General features: G+C 51.9%; 15 protein-coding genes. 12 read left to right on the top strand and 3 right to left on the bottom strand.

Translation table 11 applies throughout. The features are described from left to right. Positions 1 to 2 precede the first annotated feature (2 nt). From H5P27_RS10690 to H5P27_RS10650, 9 genes are all read left to right on the top strand, one after another. Positions 3 to 785: a DUF3450 family protein gene (locus tag H5P27_RS10690; protein WP_185660378.1), complete on the top strand. Its 783-nt coding sequence runs from the start codon at positions 3 to 5 to the stop codon at positions 783 to 785. A 25-nt stretch (positions 786 to 810) separates the two neighbouring features. Then, positions 811 to 2,190 (top strand): MotA/TolQ/ExbB proton channel family protein, encoded by a 1,380-nt coding sequence (locus tag H5P27_RS10685; protein WP_185660377.1) that lies wholly within the window; start codon positions 811 to 813, stop codon positions 2,188 to 2,190. A gap of 1 nt (position 2,191) precedes the next feature. After that, complete coding sequence (locus tag H5P27_RS10680; protein WP_185660376.1) at positions 2,192 to 2,800, top strand: MotA/TolQ/ExbB proton channel family protein; 609 nt, start codon at positions 2,192 to 2,194, stop codon at positions 2,798 to 2,800. A 6-nt stretch (positions 2,801 to 2,806) separates the two neighbouring features. Beyond that, positions 2,807 to 3,211, top strand: a complete 405-nt coding sequence (locus tag H5P27_RS10675; RefSeq protein ID WP_185660375.1) for an ExbD/TolR family protein — start codon at positions 2,807 to 2,809, stop codon at positions 3,209 to 3,211. A 24-nt stretch (positions 3,212 to 3,235) separates the two neighbouring features. Next, positions 3,236 to 3,910 carry a hypothetical protein gene (locus tag H5P27_RS10670; protein WP_185660374.1) on the top strand — a complete coding sequence of 225 codons (675 nt, stop codon included), beginning with the start codon at positions 3,236 to 3,238 and terminating at the stop codon, positions 3,908 to 3,910. A 2-nt stretch (positions 3,911 to 3,912) separates the two neighbouring features. Further along, complete coding sequence (locus H5P27_RS10665) at positions 3,913 to 5,271, top strand: tetratricopeptide repeat protein (protein ID WP_185660373.1); 1,359 nt, start codon at positions 3,913 to 3,915, stop codon at positions 5,269 to 5,271. Positions 5,272 to 5,340: 69 nt separating this feature from the next. Beyond that, positions 5,341 to 6,471, top strand: coding sequence for a pyridoxal phosphate-dependent aminotransferase (locus H5P27_RS10660; protein ID WP_185660372.1), 1,131 nt, complete (start codon positions 5,341 to 5,343; stop codon positions 6,469 to 6,471). Between the two features lie 297 nt (positions 6,472 to 6,768). Then, on the top strand, positions 6,769 to 7,554 hold the full coding sequence (locus tag H5P27_RS10655; protein WP_185660371.1) for a hypothetical protein: 786 nt from the start codon (positions 6,769 to 6,771) through the stop codon (positions 7,552 to 7,554). A 128-nt stretch (positions 7,555 to 7,682) separates the two neighbouring features. Then, on the top strand, positions 7,683 to 9,467 hold the full coding sequence (locus H5P27_RS10650; RefSeq protein WP_185660370.1) for a Melibiase subfamily: 1,785 nt from the start codon (positions 7,683 to 7,685) through the stop codon (positions 9,465 to 9,467). A gap of 30 nt (positions 9,468 to 9,497) precedes the next feature. On the opposite strand, the gene H5P27_RS10645 is transcribed toward H5P27_RS10650, so the two are convergent. Then, positions 9,498 to 10,082 (bottom strand): hypothetical protein, encoded by a 585-nt coding sequence (locus H5P27_RS10645; RefSeq protein WP_185660369.1) that lies wholly within the window; start codon positions 10,080 to 10,082, stop codon positions 9,498 to 9,500. A gap of 6 nt (positions 10,083 to 10,088) precedes the next feature. After that, positions 10,089 to 10,607 carry a hypothetical protein gene (locus H5P27_RS10640; RefSeq protein ID WP_185660368.1) on the bottom strand — a complete coding sequence of 173 codons (519 nt, stop codon included), beginning with the start codon at positions 10,605 to 10,607 and terminating at the stop codon, positions 10,089 to 10,091. A gap of 656 nt (positions 10,608 to 11,263) precedes the next feature. Here H5P27_RS10640 and H5P27_RS10635 point away from each other — a divergent pair. Both H5P27_RS10635 and H5P27_RS10630 read left to right on the top strand, forming a co-directional pair. Then, a complete protein-coding gene (locus H5P27_RS10635; protein ID WP_221774680.1) occupies positions 11,264 to 12,160 on the top strand; it encodes a substrate-binding domain-containing protein in 897 nt (298 codons plus the stop codon). A 223-nt stretch (positions 12,161 to 12,383) separates the two neighbouring features. Beyond that, complete coding sequence (locus H5P27_RS10630; protein WP_185660366.1) at positions 12,384 to 13,382, top strand: LacI family DNA-binding transcriptional regulator; 999 nt, start codon at positions 12,384 to 12,386, stop codon at positions 13,380 to 13,382. Between the two features lie 90 nt (positions 13,383 to 13,472). Here the strand turns inward: H5P27_RS10630 and H5P27_RS10625 are convergent, their stop codons facing one another. After that, the gene (locus tag H5P27_RS10625; protein WP_185660365.1) at positions 13,473 to 17,180 is read right to left on the bottom strand and encodes a TonB-dependent receptor plug domain-containing protein; all 3,708 of its coding nucleotides are present in this window, start codon (positions 17,178 to 17,180) and stop codon (positions 13,473 to 13,475) included. An 886-nt stretch (positions 17,181 to 18,066) separates the two neighbouring features. Between H5P27_RS10625 and H5P27_RS10620 the strand changes: the two genes are divergently transcribed. Next, positions 18,067 to 19,515: a glycoside hydrolase family 28 protein gene (locus H5P27_RS10620; protein WP_185660364.1), complete on the top strand. Its 1,449-nt coding sequence runs from the start codon at positions 18,067 to 18,069 to the stop codon at positions 19,513 to 19,515.

The raw sequence follows: 19,515 nt of genomic DNA, 5'->3' as shown, positions 1-19,515 counted from the left end.
CAATGCAAGGTTTATATAAATTTCCACTGAAACAACTGACCGCCGTTGCGACGTTCTCATTCGCGGGTCTGTATTCACTTTCCGCTGACGTGGTTAAAGACACGCAGCACGTTCTTAGCGAGTGGATCTCGCTTGAGAAGCAGATCTCCGAGGAAAAGTCCGAGTGGATCGAGCAGAAGGAAGTGTTGGAGAACTCCATCGAGTTTATGGAGACCGAAATCGCAAGCCTTGAGGAAATAATCAAAACCGCTGAAGAAACTGCCTCAGCGGGTGAAAAGAAGCGAGCTGAGCTCGACGATAAAAAGGCTGTCCTAGACGAGTCGACTGACGACATCACCGCCGCAGTGGACAGCTATGAAGCTAAAATTAAGGAGCTGTCCGCCACTTGGCCGGAAGCTTTCAAAGACATGATAAGTACCTTCCTCAAGCGCATGCCGAGCGAAGAGGATAAGGAGACCACTGCAGTCACGGTTCGCTTGCAAAACATCGTAGCGATCATGACTCAGTACGACAAATTTCAAAGTGTAGTAACGAAAGACACCGGTATACAGGATGTCGACGGCGAGACTCGCGAGGTGACTACTCTGTACTTCGGGTTCGCGTACGCGTATTTTATTGATGGAACAGGCGAGTATGCAGGTTATGGATACCCATCTGTAAGCGAAGGATGGGAATGGGTTTCTGACGCCTCGCTCGCGGAAGACATCGGCCTGCTAGTTGCCATCTACGATCGGGCTACGGATGCCAAATTCATCGGCCTCCCAGCTAAGATCGTCACTCCATAATAACGATTTTAAGGAAACGCTATCCATGAAGAAACTTTCAATTATCGCAGCTACGCTTCTCGTATCCGCAATCCCTATGTGGGGCCAAAGTTCCCTAGAGGCTGCCGCAGAGAATGCTCAGAAAAAACTGGACGCTTCACTTGAGAAGTTGGCGGACCTAAGAGAGGAAATCGGGTCCGAGAAGATTCCATTGACCAAGGAGCGCGACACGCTTTTCTCCAAGTTGCGCGATCTTCGTCGCGAGGCCGATAGGGCGCAACGTATTAGCGACAACCAAAGCTCCGACCTTTCAACCTATGAAGCCTCCCTCAATTCGCAGGAGGAGATGGTGGATTATTTGATCAATTTGAGCTCTGAGTTCGGACGCACGTTCGGCTCGCAGTTGGATCCTTCTGAGTATGAATTTTACGGGGATAAGATAACCGCCTCGGAAATGACTAACGAGGATCCAAACACCACTGCGTTGGAAAAGCTTGGAGCCCAAAAGGAGATCATCGAGGCTGCTCTCGAACGCATGGAAGCACTCGCAGGAGGCGCTACATACGAAGGGCAGGCTATCACAACGGATGGTATTCTCAAAGATGGTACGTTCGTTCGCTTCGGGCCTATTACTTACTTTGCTAGCGGTGAAACGGCTGGCTTGGTCGAGCAAGGTAACTCCACGGAACCTTTGGTTATGCCGATCATGGATGGTTCTTTCAATCCAGGTATTGCTGCCATCGCATCAGGCCAGGAAGGTTCGCTCCCGATCGATGCAACGCTTGACAATGCTATGGCTATCGAAGCGACGAAGGAGAGTGTCCTGGACCATATCAGCAAGGGTGGTATCTGGGTGTATCCAATTCTCGGTTTCGCATTCCTTTCTCTTGCGGTTGCTGCCTTCAAGGCCTTTGAGCTCGCTACTTTGCCAAAGCCCAAGGAGGGCTTCTTGTCGGAAGTGCTCTCGAAACTTGCTTCCAAGGATAAAGAAGGTGCTGCACACGCTGCCAACAACGCTTCAGGCCCGATGGGCAAGATGATCCAGCAGGGCGTAAAGTACGCGGATCACGATCCAGAACTGGTCGAGGAAATTCTCTACGAATCGATGGTTGATACGCAGCCTAAGGTTATGCGTTTGTTGCCATTTATATCTGTAACTGCTGCGGTCGCTCCGCTTCTCGGGCTTCTCGGTACGGTAACTGGTATGATCAACACCTTCAATCGTATTAAGATTTTTGGTACAGGTGATGCAAAATCCCTCTCTGGTGGTATCTCCGAAGCTTTGATTACAACTGAATTTGGTTTGATCGTGGCCATCCCGGCGTTGTTGCTCTACGCAATCCTTTCTCGCAAGGCGAAGGGGTACATCGCTCGTATGGAAAAGATGTCGATCAGCTTCATTAACGGCATCAAGACCATTTCCTAACATGGACGAAGGTATCATCCATGAAACGTTAACGCTCTGGGCTGCGGGTGGGTGGCTTATGATCCCGCTCGCCATGCTGGGAGCGGTGATATACTTCGCCATTTTTGAGCTCTATCTTCATATGAAGAAGAATTCCTTCTATCAGATGGATTCCAACGAGCTTGGTCACTGGATCGATGTGCCAAGTGACGCGGAGGGCGAAGTTGGGGAGATGATCGAGTTCACCCAAGGTGGAAAAAACGATCTAGACAGTGCTCGGGCACGTTTCGAGGAGCTGCGGGTTGCCCATCTGCCGCTGCTGCAACGGCGTTTGTATTTTTGCAATATCCTTGTGGGAGCTGCTCCGCTGACAGGCCTTCTAGGAACAGTTATCGGAATGCTGGGTACCTTCTTCGGCCTTTCGGTCAGCACTGGCGGTAATACGATCGACCTGGTTGCTGGGGGTATTTCCGAGGCATTGATCACGACTCAAACCGGTTTGGTTCTAGCTATTCCAGCCTACGTGATGATGACAGTGGTTAAGAAACAGATCGGCGAGCTCGACTCGTTTTTCACTCGGATGGAGATCCTAACGATCCTCAAGTTAGAGAAACAAAATTTAGCAAGTTAAAGCTTTATGAAATCAAGACGTTCCCTTCTAGAAGGCGAAGCTGAAAGCGATGAGATCAACATCTCCCCGCTGATCGACATGGTATTTATCCTACTGATCTTCTTCATCGTAACAACGGTGTTCGTAGAAGAAACAGGGGTTGAAGTTAACAAGCCGCAAGCTGCATCCGCATCGGATCTCGAAAAGAATAGCATCCTGATCGCTATCACTGATAACGGTAAGATCGTTTATGGTGGCAAGGAAGTGGGCCTGTCTGGAGTGCGATCCATCGTGCGCCAGCTTGTATCCAAAGACCAAATGCCAGTAATCATCCAAGCGGATAAATCCGCTTCGATCGACCTGTACACTCGAGTCCACGACGAGTGTAAGCTGGCTGGTGCGGATACCATTAATTTGGCTACCGAAGGCTGAGTGTAGGTTAACTAGGTAAGTCCTATGGCAGCTAAATACAAAATATACGAGGGGCCAGTTCTCAAGAAGTTGCCCTTGGGGTCCGGCGGTTTGGCAGCCCTAGCGGTTTTCGCTATGTTTGCTATGTTGCCCTTCACTCAGTTTCTTGCTGGGTTGAAGAAGGCGGATCTCCAAGTGCGCGAGTTCGATGTGACTGTACCACCGCCAGCATTTACTCCGCCGGAGCCTCCTCCTCCGGAGCCACCGCCGGAGAGCGATCCTCCACCGGAGATGCAACCACCTCCACCACAGTTGTCGCTCTCGCAGCTTAACATGGCCTTAAACCCAGGTGTTGGGGATGCCCTCGCAGGAGGTTTCTCTCTGGGTGAGGTAGGAGTAAGCGCTTCTGAGACCATGGAGCAGATTAGCTTGTTCGAGATCAGCGATTTGGACGAAGCTCCCCGCAAAACTCGTACGCCTATGATCAACTTCTCTCCGCGCATGAAACGTGAGAAGAAATCCGGCATGATCGATATGGTGGGTACTATCAACCCTGATGGCTCCGTTACCATCAGCAAGGTGAACCAAGTGATCGACGATGAATACGAACGTTTCTTCCGAGATTATTTCGAGTCCATCGTTTACACAAAACCAACAGTGGCAGGTAAGCCAGTATCTGCACGAGTCTATTTCCAAGTCCCAGTCAAATGGGAGAATTAAACATGAAGAACCTTAATAAGAAACTAGCCATCGCTGCTGCGACTATCGTCGCTCACTGTAGCTTCGCTCAAGTCTATGAGCTTACCGAGCAGTCTTTCGATAATCCTGAGTTCCGTGCTCGCTTCGCGGAAAGCTATGTAGCGGAGTCCTCTACGAATCCCAACATCACCGCCACTGAAAAGGGCTTGTTTGACGAGGTGGTTCCTCTGATCGGCACTGACCCAGCCGCAGCGATCGTAAAGATCTCTCAATCGATCAATGCGGAAAGCAGTGCGGCTTTTGATTTCATCCTTGGAAATCTTTACTATCAAGAAGGAGACGTAGATAGCGCGATCGAGTCTTACGCGACTGCGGTTAAGAAATTTCCCAACTATGCGCAGGCCTACTACAACCTCGGCCGTGCCTATGTTGCGAACAATGATTTTGCGAACGCTTTGAAGGGCCTGCAAAAGTCGCTTGAAATCAAGGCTGCCGACGGATCGATGTATGGATTGATTGGATACTGCTATCTGAATATGGATCGTCCCGCGACTGCCTTGGATGCTTACCGCGTAGCGATCATGCTCGATCCTGACAGCCGAGACTGGAAATTGGGCCAACTGCAGTGTCTTATTGCTCTGGAGCGTCCTCAGGAAGCCATCGGTCTCCTCTATGAATTCATCAAGGCAGAACCGACCAATGCCGATTGGTGGAAGCTGCAGTCCAACCAGTTCCTCCTCACTGACGAAACTGCTAAGGCCGCCGCCAACTTGACGGTAGTCAAGGACATGGGGAAGGCAGATGGTTCTACTCTCGGACTTCTAGGTGACTTACTCGTTAACCAAGGTCTTGTTGAGCCCGCGGTCGAAAGCTACATCGCCGCGATGGACAAGGGTGGGGCACGCGCCGGGCGCATTATCGAGATCGCGAATTCTTTGATCTTCATGGACAAGATTTCCAGTGCGGAGACATTACTTTCAAAGCTAGAGTCTACTCTAGGAGACAAGCTGACTTCTGCTCAGGAATCTAGTCTTTTGAACGTGAAGGCTCGTATCGCGATGAGTGAAGACGATATCGATGGCGCGGCCGGTTTCCTCGCGACCCTGGTTGAGAAAGACCCACTCAATGGAGGGGCATTACTCTCGCTTAGCGAGCTCGAGAAAAAGCGCGGCGATATGGCCAAGGCTGAATACTACGCCGAAAACGCTTCCAAGATTGATGACTACGCCCATCAGGCCTTCCTCGCTCTCGCTCAATTGAACGTGGGTAAACGCGACTACGCTGCTGCGGCCAAGTACTTGCGCGAAGCTCAACAGATCGATCCGAAGGATTACGTAGCAGATTACTTGCTCCGTATCGAACAAGCGGCTTTGCGCATGTAGTTGCCTCGGATCGTTTGTATTAGAAATTTCCTGACAGAATTTCGGTCCCGCATTTAATCCATGAAAAAGATGTCTAATCCCGCAGTTTTGCGGAAGTGTCGTTGGCTCGCTCCAATGGCAGTAGCCAGCGCGCTTTTGACTAGCTCGCTTATTGGAGAGCCAGCTCCCACTCTGGAAGACAGTCCTATCAGGCTGAGCAGTAATGAGAACGCTTTTGGATACACTCCGAAAGCCAAGGCCGAGATGATCAAGGCTCTTGATGGTGGTAGCTACTACAACCGTAACAACGTTGGGGAGTTGGTAGAGCTTTGCGCGAAGAAGGAAGGAGTACCTGAAAGCTACATCCTGACAACTGCGGGTTCTGGCCCTCTACTCATGATGACTGCTCTTGCTTACGCGGAGCCAGGCGTGAACGTCGTTACCACTGAGATGGGTTACACTCAGCTTATCCGTAAGTTTGAGGAGCGTGGTGGTGATGTGAAGTTCGCTCCTTTGAGCGAGGACATGGGGTATGATTTCAAGGCCTTGGGTGATGCTATCGACGAAAATACTAAAATCGTCTATATCTGTAACCCAAACAACCCAACCGGCGTTTTGGCGGATTCGGTTGAGCTCAAGAAGTTTGTCATGTCGGTGCCTCAAGACATCCTGGTTTTCGTAGACGAGGCTTACCTTGAGCTTACGAATTCGAGTTTCGCTATGGCGACTTGCGCTCCGCTCACCAAGCTTCGCAAGAACATGATGGTGACTCGTACCTTCTCAAAGGGCTACGGACTAGCGGGCTTCCGCATCGGTTATGGAATAGCTAATCCTGAGGTGCTCGACACAATCAAGCCATTCTACATGGGCGCTCCGAGCTACATCTCCGCGATTGCTGCGTGCGAGGCTCTCAAGGATACCGAACATTTGGCTGCCAACGTTCAGAAGTACAAGGACGTGCGTAAGCATGTTACCGATGCCTTCGACGAGATGGGTATCGAATATGCCCAGCCAGACGGCGCTTTTGTTTACTTCCACTCCGGAATCGACCAACAGCTTCTTCGCGACACTATGTCCGAAAACGGAATCCTGATCAGCGGTTCCCGCGTTTCAGGCGCTCCGGAAGCGAAGTATGCGGAGTGGGCTCGTGTCAGTATCGGGACTGAACCTCAGATGGACGAATTTCTTTCCATCCTTGGCGGTCTGATGGCCAAGAAGTAGTCTGTTTCAGCTAACAATTTTTCCGCCCTCCTAATAGAGGCGAAGAGGCAGTACTGCTTCTTCGCCTTTTTTGTTTTTAGAAGGTAAAATTTACCGATTGGAGCAAGTGTCTTGCGATTTACTGGGAAATTTGTAGCTTCATAGATCCACCCCTAATTCTCCGAAACCCCAACCCGAGGAGAGAAATCTATGTCTACATGCCCCTGTGGACTGCCACTTCGGCAGGTCCTGCGTTTCGTCGTCTCCCTGTTGCTAGGGACGGCTTTTTGTTTCAGTACAAGAGCCCAGCATCGGCTTATGATTCCCAGCCCTTTTGATGTTGAGGAACGGCTGGAAGTATTGGCGCTCAATAACTCGCACTGCGTGGTCGACCTCGGCTTCTCTATTGAGAGCGTGGTCGCGGGATCTTATTTCTTTGATGAGGCGAGTAGCTATGCGGATGGCTTCCTGGAAATCAACCGACCGATAGGGCACATCTTGCAGGAGGGACGGACGACCCGTTTCGATTTCACTGTGAAGGCAAAACCCAGTAGGGACTTCACGGACTGTTACGTGGTGCTACGTCTGTACGCGATGGATGGACGGGAGTTTTTGTTGCCCTTTGAGATCCCTGATTTGGAAGCAGAGAAGGCGGCTTCCATTCGTATTTCGCCGGAGTTGGCTTTCGATGACCTGAATCGTGGTGTTTATCACTATCACTTCTTTTCAGGGGGAGAGGAGATATACTTCGCTCCCACCGAGAAGAAGCTTGGTAAGCGAAATGGACGATTGATCCCGGTGAGGGAAATCCAGAGTCGAGAGCCGGAGATCGAAAGAGTCGCTTCGCTAGAGGTCCCGCAATCTTTGGCCAGCGCGGTTACGGGTGAGGAAGCTCTCATCGCTATCGGGGTGAATGACAAAGGCTATAGTGTCGACCATACTGTACTTTCGGAAACCAGTCCGATCGTAGCGAGGGTAGCGCTTAGGCTCATCAAAAACTCACGTTTTAAACCCGGGGCAGAGGGCGGCTTTTTCCAGAGAAAAGATCTGTTGCTTCGGGTGCGTTTCGACGCGCGAGGGCGTCCACATTGTGCGGTGGAATAGGCGAATCGGGTAGCTTCTCGGTTGACCGGAGAACTTCTCTGGGAGATAGAGTTCATCGATCTCAGGGTGCTCCAAGTGGGAGTATTCCGGGATTATAGATTTAACCCCACCCATTTGAGTATCCGCGTATGAACTCCGACCTGCTTCTTTATGGAGCAATGGCTCTTGCCGTTGTATCCAGCCCTTTAACTTCAGTCTCCTCAAAAGATTTCCATGACTGGGCAACTACGCCTCCGATGGGATGGAATAGTTGGGATAACTTCGCGACCACTGTTACGGAAGCTCAAACTAAGCAGCAGGCTGACGTGATGGAGAGCAAGCTCAAGGCTCATGGCTGGGAGTATGTCGTAGTCGATATCCAGTGGTACGAACCGGGAGCTGAGAGCCATGCCTATCGCTCGGATGCGGTACTCGTGATGGATGAATACGGAAGGCTTCAGCCTGCGGTCAACCGTTTCCCATCGTCGGAGAACGGTAAGGGGTTCAAGGACCTGGCGGCTTATGTTCATGGAAAGGGTCTGAAGTTTGGAGTGCACTTGATGAGAGGAATTCCCCGTCAGGCGGTTGAAAAGAATTTGCCTGTATTTGGCACAGACCTACACGCTAAAGATATCGCCAACACGGACAGTTTCTGTCCTTGGAATCCGGATATGTATGGGGTGGATATGTCGAAACCGGGATCTCAAGAATACTACGACTCAGTCTTCAGTTTGTTTGCAGAATGGGGGGTAGACTATGTCAAGGTCGACGATATCTCGCGTCCTTACCACGATCATGAGGCTGAGATCGAAGCTATCCGGGAGGCGATAGATAAAACAGGTCGGCCCATGGTGCTTAGTTTATCTCCTGGGGCGACGGCGCTATCTGCGGCAGAGCACGCCCAGAAGCATGCTAACCTATGGCGTATCAGCGACGATTTCTGGGACCGTTGGCTGCCGGTGCGGGAGCAATTCACCAAACTCGCGAATTGGAATGAGTACCGGATCCCTGGTTCTTGGCCAGATGCGGATATGTTGCCGTTTGGAGTTTTGGAATTGGGAAAACGCAGCACCCGATTCACCGAGGACGAGCAGTACACGGTCATGACTCTATGGAGTATCGCTCGCTCGCCTTTGATGATGGGAGGCGACTTGGCAAAGCTGGATGACTTTACCTTGGACCTGCTGACTAATGACGAGGTGCTCGCGGTCAATCAGGACAGCGAGAACAACAAGCCGCTTTTCGAGAATGATGACCTCATCGCGTGGGTTGCAGATGTGGCTGGCTCCGGCGATAAGTATTTGGCGGTTTTCAATGCCCGAGATCGCGTCCGCTTGGGGGCTGAACACGCTGATTACGTGAGTGAAACCTTGGAACGCGGTGGTGATTCTGAGGCTGATATCGCGGTCGGTATTAGTCGCGGCACGAAGCTCTTCCTCACCTTTGACGGCATTCTGGAAGGGGCTCAGTTCGATCACGGTTTTTGGAGTGAGCCGACTTTGCATTTCGAAGATGGGACTACCAAGCCATTGACTGATTTGGAGTGGAGCCTCGCAGATTCCCTCTGGGATAGCGCGAAAGTCCGGGTGGACAAATCGGGAACGGCTTTGGGGATTCAAGCCCAGGCCCCGGCTCGAATTTTCTACGATCTCCCAGATGGGGTGGAGCGATTTACTGCCAAAGGCATTGTCGAGAGCTGGGGATCATCGGAGCTGGGCGAAGCTCGATTCCTTGTGAGCGTGGCTCGAGATGGCAACGAGAGTGTCGAGCCCGGAATTGCGGTCCCTGTGGATCTATCGCTGCTTGATTTTGAGGGAACGGTGACGATTCGCGACCTTTGGAAGCGGGAGGATCTGGGGGAAGTTGATGGCATTTTCTCGCCAGTCATTCCTTTTCATGGAGCCGGTCTCTTCAGGATCTCCAGCGGGGAATAGACGCGGACCTCGTTTGGTTCTGTCAGGTCTCTACTTGTAGCCGATCCGTTTAAGTATGGCGTTGGCCGAGAGCATCGTGGCCCCGATACAGAATATGGAGGCCAGTTCGAACAGAGTAGTCAAATGGTACTCGCGGACGGATTCGCCCACGAAAAAGCATGCTACGATAACTGCCATATAGGCTGATTTCGGGTGTTTCTTAGTTATCAACAGGAGAAAAATAGCCGCTGCTCCGGAGAGAAAGGCCATCAGTAGCAAGCCGAGCTCATAGCTTTGAGCTCGGTTTTCAGGCCGCATTCCTAGCACCGGTCCCGCTATCTCCCCCGTTTTTCTAAAAAGAGGTATCATGGCGTAACGAGGCATGTAAGTCGCGCGCAGGCGGAGTGCGTGAAGATGATCCGATGGCATCATTTTGACGGAATGATCAATATCGGATGCCAAGAAGGGGCTTTTGTTGTATTTGGCTAAGTCCGTGTAGGCGGAAGCATCGATGATGGTGGACATGGTCCTGTCCTTCAGCTGCCTGCCTTCTGGAACCGTGAAAAGGTAGTAGGGCCCCACGATCCAAGCGACGAAGTAGAGGGCGATAAGCCTGAGGAAGAGGTGGACGCTCATGACTTCTTATCCCAGCAGGTACTCCCAAAGGAGCTCCAGCTGCCTAACGAGGAAGGCGATTCCGATCCTCTCCTGATCCTCGCTTCCCAGAAACGTGTAGGGAATGGCCAACGAAAAGAAGATCGCGACATAGTTCTCGATCGTCTCTCGCATTTCGGTAGGAGGTTTGATGTTGGGTGATATTTTCCGAACTCCTTCGAGAATTCCGAAAAAGAGGAGGATGCCGAAAAGCTTCATGCCAAAGCCATCCGGCAGGAAGTAGAGGTAGCTCGCGACCACGGCGCAAAGGGCGCGGGCGAAGACCGAGCGAGTCGTCAGGTAGATTTCCCCTTTGCGGGCTTGGAACTCGCGTTCCTTTTTCCGCTCCTCGGTGATTCGCTTTATCTCGTCCAGCTTATGCTGGACGGCGTTTTGAAGCTCTTGATCCTCGTGCACAGCGCCCGAGCTCGAGTAGCGGAAAGCGGGAATGCTGTCCTTCGAACTTACATCTGGCATGTCAAAAGAGATTTCGTCTTTTGGGGGCATCTGGCGAATAATCAGAGAGAGCTCGCTAGCTGCTCGATGGATCGGGTCGGTTCATGGGTTTGTTAGATTCAAATGGAGTTTTGAATAGGCACAGCGGCCGCTAGGCGAGAGACGCGGGAAGCGTCCATTGCCATCCGGATTGATTGGGCTAGTCGTTGTTTTTCTTCGTCGTTTTTGAAAGTGATTCGAAACTAAGTAATGACACGGTGTGGATCGGCGATATTTTCCTCTAATTGAGGAGCTGGCCCCTCTTTCTTCCCCCATTATGCGACTTTCTGTAGGATTTCAGCAGAGGCCTTGGCGTTTTGCCCTAATTCAGGGAGAAATCGGTCCTCGCTTGAGACTTGGTTTTTCGGGGGAGAATTCCCGGTTTATGCGTAAATGTAGCGCGAAATTGCAGCTTAATAGTTAGGGTGTTTTCCTTGTTTCGGGTCCCTTCGTAGAGGCGCAAAGATTCGCCGTTTTCGACTCCTTAGGGGGTGGATCGACCCGCTCTTCATGCTCCGTTCATTTGCGTGAGAGTATGCTGCATTCGAAAATTTCAGAGCGATTCTCGGTGACTCATGAACGGGAACCCATCGAGTTTCGGCTCTGAACAATTTCTTAAGTAGGGATCGGAAAACGGCACTCGAGTTGTGGATTTGGTCCGAGAGCAGATGAATCGAGACAAGATGAAAGCAGATAGTTTTTCTAAGAAGAGACGCCGGGTTATGGTTGGCATTCAGGATTGGGATGAACGGCTTTTCAAAGGGGTGGCTCGGTTCGCTGGCGAGCATGGTTGGGATCTGGATACCCGTATGAGGTACTCTCGCCACCTGCCAAATCTGTCTCACTGGAAGGGGGACGGCATCATAGCGAATTTCCGCCCTGGTCAAAGCTCGGAAAATCTGGACGCATTGCTCGGGCGAGGGGACCTTTCATCGGTGGTTTTGGATTCATTCGACTCTTTCCGATGCGAATCGCCCGTAGGTATTGATCATTTTAGGGTAGGGGCAATCGGGGCGGAACATCTTAGGGACCAAGGGTTTAGCCATTTGCTTTACGTGGCTGATCACAGTATTGCAGGAGAGAAGGAACGAATGGAAGGCTTTCTGGATGCTGCGGACAATTGCGGGGCATTTGTTTCTGTCGTGGCGTTCGATGATCTCAAAGCATCTCTGGACGAGTTTCGTAAGCCTTTAGGGGTGATGGCGGGAAGTGATTTGAACGCTTTAACTGTCATCTCGACAGCAGTGGGTCTTGGCTACGATGTCCCGAGCGAAATTTCAGTGCTGGGGGTGGGCAATAACGAAGCTCTTTGCGAGTTTTCGGAGATCACGCTAAGCAGTATCGATTGCGCGCTTGAGACTTTAGGTTATGAAGCAGCGGCTCGCCTGGATGCTGAAATGAGAGGCCACTCAACCGTGGGCATGCCTCAGTTTTCGGAGCGATACAGAGTTGTTTCCCGAAACTCCAGTGACCAAAGCGATCGGCCCGACTTGTTCGCATGGAGTACGGCTTCCCATGAAAAATTGACGCACTCTGCCATCAAAGGCATCAGGGCGAACGCCTGATTTGAGCGTTTTTGGGTTTTGCCGACGCGACGTGTGCTCTGCGTCCCTCGCTGAGCAACAAGTTATTTAGATCAGCATCTTGCCGAAGGTGACGATCTTTTCTTGCATCCTGAGTGTTAGAGATACAGGTTTCTTGCCTAGTTTTCATGGAAGGGCCATTTCTGCCGAACACCCCATTTCTCGGCGCCCGCTGTTTGGGTCCTTCCGCAACATGCGAAGGTAAATGCCCAAAAAGGTCGAATCGAATGAAGGTTCAGGCGATGACAGGAAGGCGACGATCTATGATCTGGCTCGGATTTCTGGCTACTCGTCAGGAACGGTTAGTCGGGTCCTAAACAACCGCGCGAATGTAGCGCAAAAGACGAGGGATCGAATTCTCAAGGCTGCGAAGGAGCTGAACATTCGACCGCAGCTTTCTGCGAGAATGCGGCAGGTGGCTATCCTCACAGATCCTTTTAGTTCAGATAGACTTGAAGGCTATACGGCAAACCTGACTTCTCACCTCGCGTTTGCTCTATCGCACCGGGATATCGCGGTCTCCTTTCCGGCTAATCCGATGGAGGACCTGCCGAAAATGTTTTTGGATGGTATCATTGCCATCAATTGCGTTTCGAATTTTGGACGTTTCCTGGCTGAAATGGAAACGAGGTTGCCGGTTGTCTATATGGATAAGTTCGATGTATCCGGCCATCAGTACAGCGTTAGGTCCGATCACTACGACGCGGGGCGAAAAGCGGCAGATTATCTGATCGCTCGTGGCAAAAAGAAGCTGGCTTTCTTTGCCCAAAAGACTCTGCCGCACGAAGAGAGACTGCGAGGATTCCGAGATGGCATCGAATCCGCCGGTCTAACGGTAGATCCGTTTAGTATGGTTCTCGATGATACGTCAGCTCGCTTGGCGGCCATTACTCGGATAGCCAAGTCCGGAGCGGATTCCATCTTCATACCCGGCTCTAGTTATCAGGCTTTGGAGGCCTTGCACATCTTGACCTATGTCATGGGCCTGAAGGTGCCAGAGGACATTTCGATCGTGGGAGGAGAGAATGAGGGCATCTCCGCGATCTCTTCTCCTCCCTTGACTACGATTGAAGAGCCTCTGCAGGAAATGGCGGAGGGAGCGGTCGAAATGATGGATAAACTCATTGCCGGATCTGTAGTTGAAGAGAAAGTACGGACCCTACCGATATCCCTGATTGAGCGGAATTCCGTTAGCGGAACTTAGTTTTATCCGCTCCGGATCGTTCAGGGATTGGATACAAAAAAAGAGGCGTCCGATGGGACGCCTCTGGCATTTCGCGGGGAATGCTTCGCTCTACATGTCGAAGGACAAGGAGAGCTGGAAGGTGCGAGGATCGATGATACGGTATGCGTAAGGCGTTCCGTCTAGGTTGACCCCGACGACCTGCAGACCGCCGCTCTCGAATGCGTTGACCACGTTGAGCTGGATCTTCATGTCTACGGATTCGTTCATGATCGTGGTACGGTATGCTGCCCAGAAGTCGTAGTAGGTTTGGGCAGGCGTGTAGATGGGGCGAGTTACGTCCGATAGATCGAGGTAGTCGTCGCCGCCGTTGCCGCTTGCCATGCCGTAGTAGCCGATGGACTTCTTATCTAGCCAACGCAGGCTGCCGCCGACTGAAACGCCTTTCAGGCGGTCACCGGTGAACTTGTAGTTGGTGAGTAAGGACGCTTGGTATTTGCTCTGGTTGGTGATGACTTGGCCTTCTAGGTCCTGCTGCAAGCGAACTTGCGGAACGAGGATGTTGTTGTAGTAAGCCTCTACGCTGGTATTACCGTACACATTGTCCAGAGTGACTTGAGATACGTATCCATAGCTTGACATGAAGTTGGTCAAGTCGACTTCTCTGCCTGTATCGGTTGTGTAGGTGATGAAGTTTGCGTAGTCAGCAAGCAGGTAGTCGGCGGCCTGGGCATTTTCCCAATCCGGGAAGCGGTAGTTGAACCATTCGGTGTACTCCTTGAGGACATTGTCGTAGACGGTTTCCTGTTTGGAGCCAGTGAGCTTGATAGTCCAATTTGGCTTCGGGTTGTAGCTGATTTCCAACTCGGTACCCTCGGCGTAGACGGAGCGAGTGGCTCCGGTTGATCCGAGGTCGGAGTAGTAGTCGTAAGGGAGGCCCCAGATCGCCTCGATGTCGGCCTCAAGCTGATCTTGCTGCGCAGTGGTTAGGTTTTGGCCGAAGGTTTCGCTGTCGGTCGGGTCCTGACCCCAGTTGATGAGGGCGATTGTGCGGGCCCAGTTGCGGAAGGTGCTTGTATCCAGATTGCTGGTAAAGCGGCTGTAGGCTGTGCCTCCGCTAATGGTTTGATTCTCGTTGCTAGACTCGTACTGGCTGATGCGAGCGAAGAGCTTGTTATTGAAGAGCGAGAATTGTACACCCCAGTCCTCTCCCTTGCCGCTTGGCTTTGGCAGTTCGTTTCCGAAGAGATCGACGTAGTCGGAGGTGGGAGGATTGAAGGTCTCGGAGTTGTTGTAGGTGAAGCCCAGCGTATTTACGAACTCTGCGAAGAGATTTCCTTTCTTGGCGGATGATTCGACGTTCTCCCATCCTTTGAATGGACGGAATACTACGCCGAAGGTGCTGGTCTTTTCTTCAACTGTGGTCCAGCCGCGGTAGCGGTTCATGACCAAGTCTTCGTTGAGGTATCCGTCGACATAGATATCGGTCGACTCGAGGGCTGCTTCGACGAGGTTTCCGTCGTCGTCATAGATGGCTCCAGTCGTGGTACTGGTGTTGGACACCTTGTCGTTGCGTATCCCGTAGGTGGCTACGATGCGGTCTTCCCAGAAGTGGCTGGTACCTCCGATGTTCCAAGAGGAAATTTTGGTCTTGGAGCTGCCAGTGGTAGCGGCAAAGGCTTCATAAGAAGCGGTGTAGGAGACTTCTTCCCATGACTCGGTATCGTAGTTGTATACCATCATGGTGTCTGTGTAGGAGTCAGCGCTAAGTCCGCCGCTGGCTGTAGTGGCCAATCCGTATTCGTCGACGGTCAGGCCGCTATCGGTCAAGTAGTAGGCGCGTCGAGTGGTGCGCCCTCTATTGACGTAGCTGAAACCAGTCGCGTTTCCATCCGCATCGTCATAGTAGTTGGAGAGGTAGCGGATCATGCCGGCATCTTCTTCGTCGGAAGCAGTCCAAGATAGGCGCATGCGCCAGTAGTCGCGTAGCTCTTCTTCTTCGGAGGCGAAAGCGAGGAATTGGTGCTTGCCCAACCAGCGGGTCCAGTTGTCGTTGGTCGTGAAGTCTGGCGTGAAGGCCAGGATGGCACGGAGCTGATCGTTGGTGATCTGAGTGCGGAAGCGATCCGGATCCATATCTTGGACGTAGACGGACCCTGCATACGGATTTTCTGATCCGTCTGGCAGGTAGAGGTTGGTGTCTACGTAAAGAGCGGTCGCGTTAAGCTGCGAAACCGTGTAGCTGGAGTAGGACTCGAATTCCTGACGGAACCAGCCGGCGGAGAAGTAGAGGTCGTCGCTTAGCTGTTGCTCGAATTCCAGATTGTAAGTTTGGGCTTCCTCTTCTCCAAAATTCATGGAGAGGATGTTTATGTTTTCCCAATCGTAGATGGACTGGTCCGTGACGCCTGCGTATTTCCAGTTGGCTATGTTCCCATTTGCCGCGGAGTTGTCGTACGACGTAGTCCAGAATTGCTCATAGGCATTGGCATTGGCCGTATTGGCGTAGATCTCGGTGGTAGTGGGATAGATGGCTGGGTAGGAGGAGGGATCGGTCTCTGAACCGTATTGTTGGTAGTACCTTCCTGTTAAGCCTTCTACCCAATTGGCGATAGATCCGTCCGCAACCTGCATCGTTGGGCGGCTCGCGGCGTATCCCATGCCGGACACGTAGAGAACGGAATCTGGGTTTGTCATGGCGGAAGAACCCACGATGCTAACACCGTTGTAGGTGGTCTGCGCTTCGTTCCAGAGCGATGCGTCGTATCCGTCGAGCGAGCTGATATAGCTGCGCACGTCGTCGATCAATGGACTCGCTGTATTGCGAATGTAGATACCGGCAGTTTCTCCGGTGGCGGCGTAGGTGACGGTGTGGTTGACCGAATCGTACATCGGCATGCCGGACTCCATCCAAGTGGAGACGTAGTCGACGGGAGTCAGTGTATTGGGCCGGCTATTTTCGTTTTCGTAGTTTTCGAAATTGAAAGTAAGCTTGGTCTTCTCGAATGGCGTGTAGGTTATGGCGCCGTAGAAGCGTTCCGTGTCGTCGTAGGAAGGCTTGCGAGTGAATTCCTTGTCGTCTGTAAGGTACGCTCCGAAAAAGGCGAGCTTGTCCTCGATGAGGGGCGCGTTGAAGGTCAAGCTGGCCCGCTTGGATCCTCGGTCGTCGAACCTTAGCTTAACGGAGTAGCCTGTCTCGTTCAATACCGCGCTGGAGCGTGATTGGTTGACCACGCCAGCAGGGCTGCCCGTGCCGAATAGCATGGAGTTTGGACCACGGCTGATTTCGACGGATTGGACGTTGTATGAATCCAGTGGGATTTGGTTAATCGCACGGTAGAAGTTGATCGCGGCACTGGGAGAACCCAGTCCACGTACCGTGTTGGCGGTAGCGTTGGTTTGAGCGACACCGTTAGCCCCGCTCGCGTAACCAGCGTTGACGTCGGCTACACCGTCGCCGCGCATGGATGATACGCCTGGAGTATAGGTGGATGAGCCTTCGGTACTCGCCTCGTAACGGAAGATATCGTTGAGGTCGGTGGACGCGGTGTCCTCCATTTGCTCCTTAGTGATTACCGATATGGAGGCGGCGATGTCCCCGATGTTTGTATTCATGCGCGATCCGGCCAGCGTATTTTGCTGACGGTAGCCGATATCGTCTTCGGAAGAGGTTACTTCGAAAGGAGAAAGCTCGAAGACTTCTTCCTCTTCGAGGTCCTCGTCTTGCCCATAGACGCCACTGAGGGCGAAAGGGCAGGTGATCGCTAAGGCCAGAAGCCAGTGCGACGTTTTTTTGGGTACCTGTTTGGTATGTTTCATAACACGCTGTAGTTTGGGTTAACTGTATTAGGTATTTTGTTACAGAGAGGGGTGAAGCGGACACCGCATGGAGAAGTGCAGCTTTCCGGTCTCGGGATAGAGTAATGGGGGGGGGTACGGGCAGTGGCCCTGGGTAATTATCAGTTGGAGGTTGCCTCTCGCAGGGGGGTGCTTGGGGCGAAAACTTTTGGTTTGGTAAAGATCACTACTGATGCTTGTAACAGTTACAGCAAATATAGTCAAAGTGGACAGTAAGATTGTTGTTCTGACTTTCTTTACTGTATGTCATCTAGCTGTTGAACTTTGCCACCGAAGCCTAGGCGCAAATAGACTGCGGGGTTCCCCGGCAATAAGGTCAAAGTAGTGTGGAGGAAGCTATGAGATCCCTACCTTTCTAGGGTTTAAAGGAATCTGGGGTGTTCGAATAATAGTCTTCGGAGGGATCAACGAAGCAATATCTGTGACCAGCATACACTGGGTAAGCCGAATTTCGAAAAATCGTTCGGAAATAAATAAATGACTTTAAAACTGTAACAGTTACAGTTTTATTAGTGACGAATCTCAAAGACCTGATTAGGATAAGCTGACTTGAGGCAATAGGTAGTGTTTCTTGCGGCTTGATCAGGAATGAAGGATTCATCTTTTGAGTAGTAAAAAGCAAAATATCGCGTTTTCCCGAGCCTATGGGTGTGGCGAAGTGGAAAGCGCGTGGGTATGTAAGTCCGGTCGTGGTTGAGTCAGCGGCCGGACTTTTGCGTTTCCGGGGGGGGGTCCCGGCCGCGGATCGGCGAGGCGGCCTTGCTTTTTCGTTTTTGCTGACTGTACACCTACTAGACGGTACAAGGTGTGGAGGCATTGGCCTAGGTTTGCCCGATCCCATTTCGCTATGATTGCTCCAAGATATTTCCGTGCCTCTAGATGTGGTAAGTTTTTCAATCTCCTGATTTCCACGTTGGTCGTGGCCTTGTTCGCTTTGGCTCTGCAGTCCTGCTCAGATGGCCATGCGGCATCCGGGCTCCGTTTTGAGGAGATCGAAGTGGAAGCACCGTTTGAGATGCCTGTGATTACGGTGCCGGACTTCTCGGAGTGCGAGCGGTATCCTATTACGGAATACGGGGCAATTCAGGGGGATAAGAACGCTACGGTGAACGCGATTGCTACGGCGATAGACAAGGCATCTTCTGCCGGAGGAGGCGTTGTGGTAGTGCCAGCGGGGGAGTGGTTGACCGGCCCCGTTCACTTCAAAAGCAATGTGAATCTCCATTTGGAGGAAGGGGCGATCCTGCTGTTTTCCGAAAACCCAGAAGACTATCTTCCTGCGGTTAAAACGACATGGGAAGGGATGGAGTGCTATAACTACTCACCTCTGGTCTACGCCTACGAGTGCGAGAATATCGCGATTACGGGAGGTGGAAAGCTGCAGGCGAAGCTCGATGTTTGGCGGGAATGGTACAAGCGGCCACCAGCTCACATGGAGGCTCTCAAGCTCCTCTATGAAATGGCTTCCACCGACGTGCCGGTAGAGGATCGCGTTATGACCAAAGATGACGCCAACATGCGTCCTCAGTTTATCCAGTTCAACCGATGCGAAAACGTTTTGCTGGAGGGCGTTTCAATTGAGGATAGTCCGTTTTGGGTCATCCACCCGTTTCTCTCGAAGAATGTGGTTATTCGAGGGGTGAAAGTGCGGGCCCATGGTCACAACAACGATGGTGTCGACCCGGAAATGAGTCAGAACATTCTAATCGAAGATTGTACCTTCGACCAAGGCGATGACGCGATCGCAGTTAAATCCGGCCGTAACCAGGATGCTTGGAGATTGGATACGCCCACGCGTAACGTCGTCGTCAGAAACTGCTTCGTGAAAAACGGGCACCAACTCTTGGCGATAGGCAGCGAGCTTTCAGGCGGAGTGGAGAACGTGTTGATCGAAAATTGCTCTTTGGACCGTTCTATTGCCGGAGTAGGGCATCTGCTTTTCATCAAGACCAATGAGCGCCGAGGTGGTTGGGTGAAGAATATCCATTTACGCAACATCGAATCGGGTGACCTCAGGTATGGGGTTCTCGGGATCGAGACCGATGTGCTTTATCAGTGGAGGGATCTGGTGCCGACCTACGAACGTCGTCTCACGCCGATTAGCGAGGTATACCTCGAAAACGTCCGTGCCGGTTCCGTTGAATATGTAGTGAAGATTCAAGGACAGGCCGAGCTTCCTGTCAAAAAGGTTCGTATGGCTAATATCGAGGTAGAAAACTTCCGCAAGGAAAAGGCCATGAATGAGAACGTCATCGATGTCTCGCTCTCCTCTCGGTTGCTCGAGGTGGAAGACTAG

Origin of the sequence: Pelagicoccus albus, assembly GCF_014230145.1 — a bacterium.
GTDB classification, from domain to species: Bacteria; Verrucomicrobiota; Verrucomicrobiia; order Opitutales; family Opitutaceae; genus Pelagicoccus; species Pelagicoccus albus.
The sequence above is the reverse complement of the archived record's forward strand: the minus strand, read 5'-3'. Positions and strand labels throughout refer to the sequence as shown.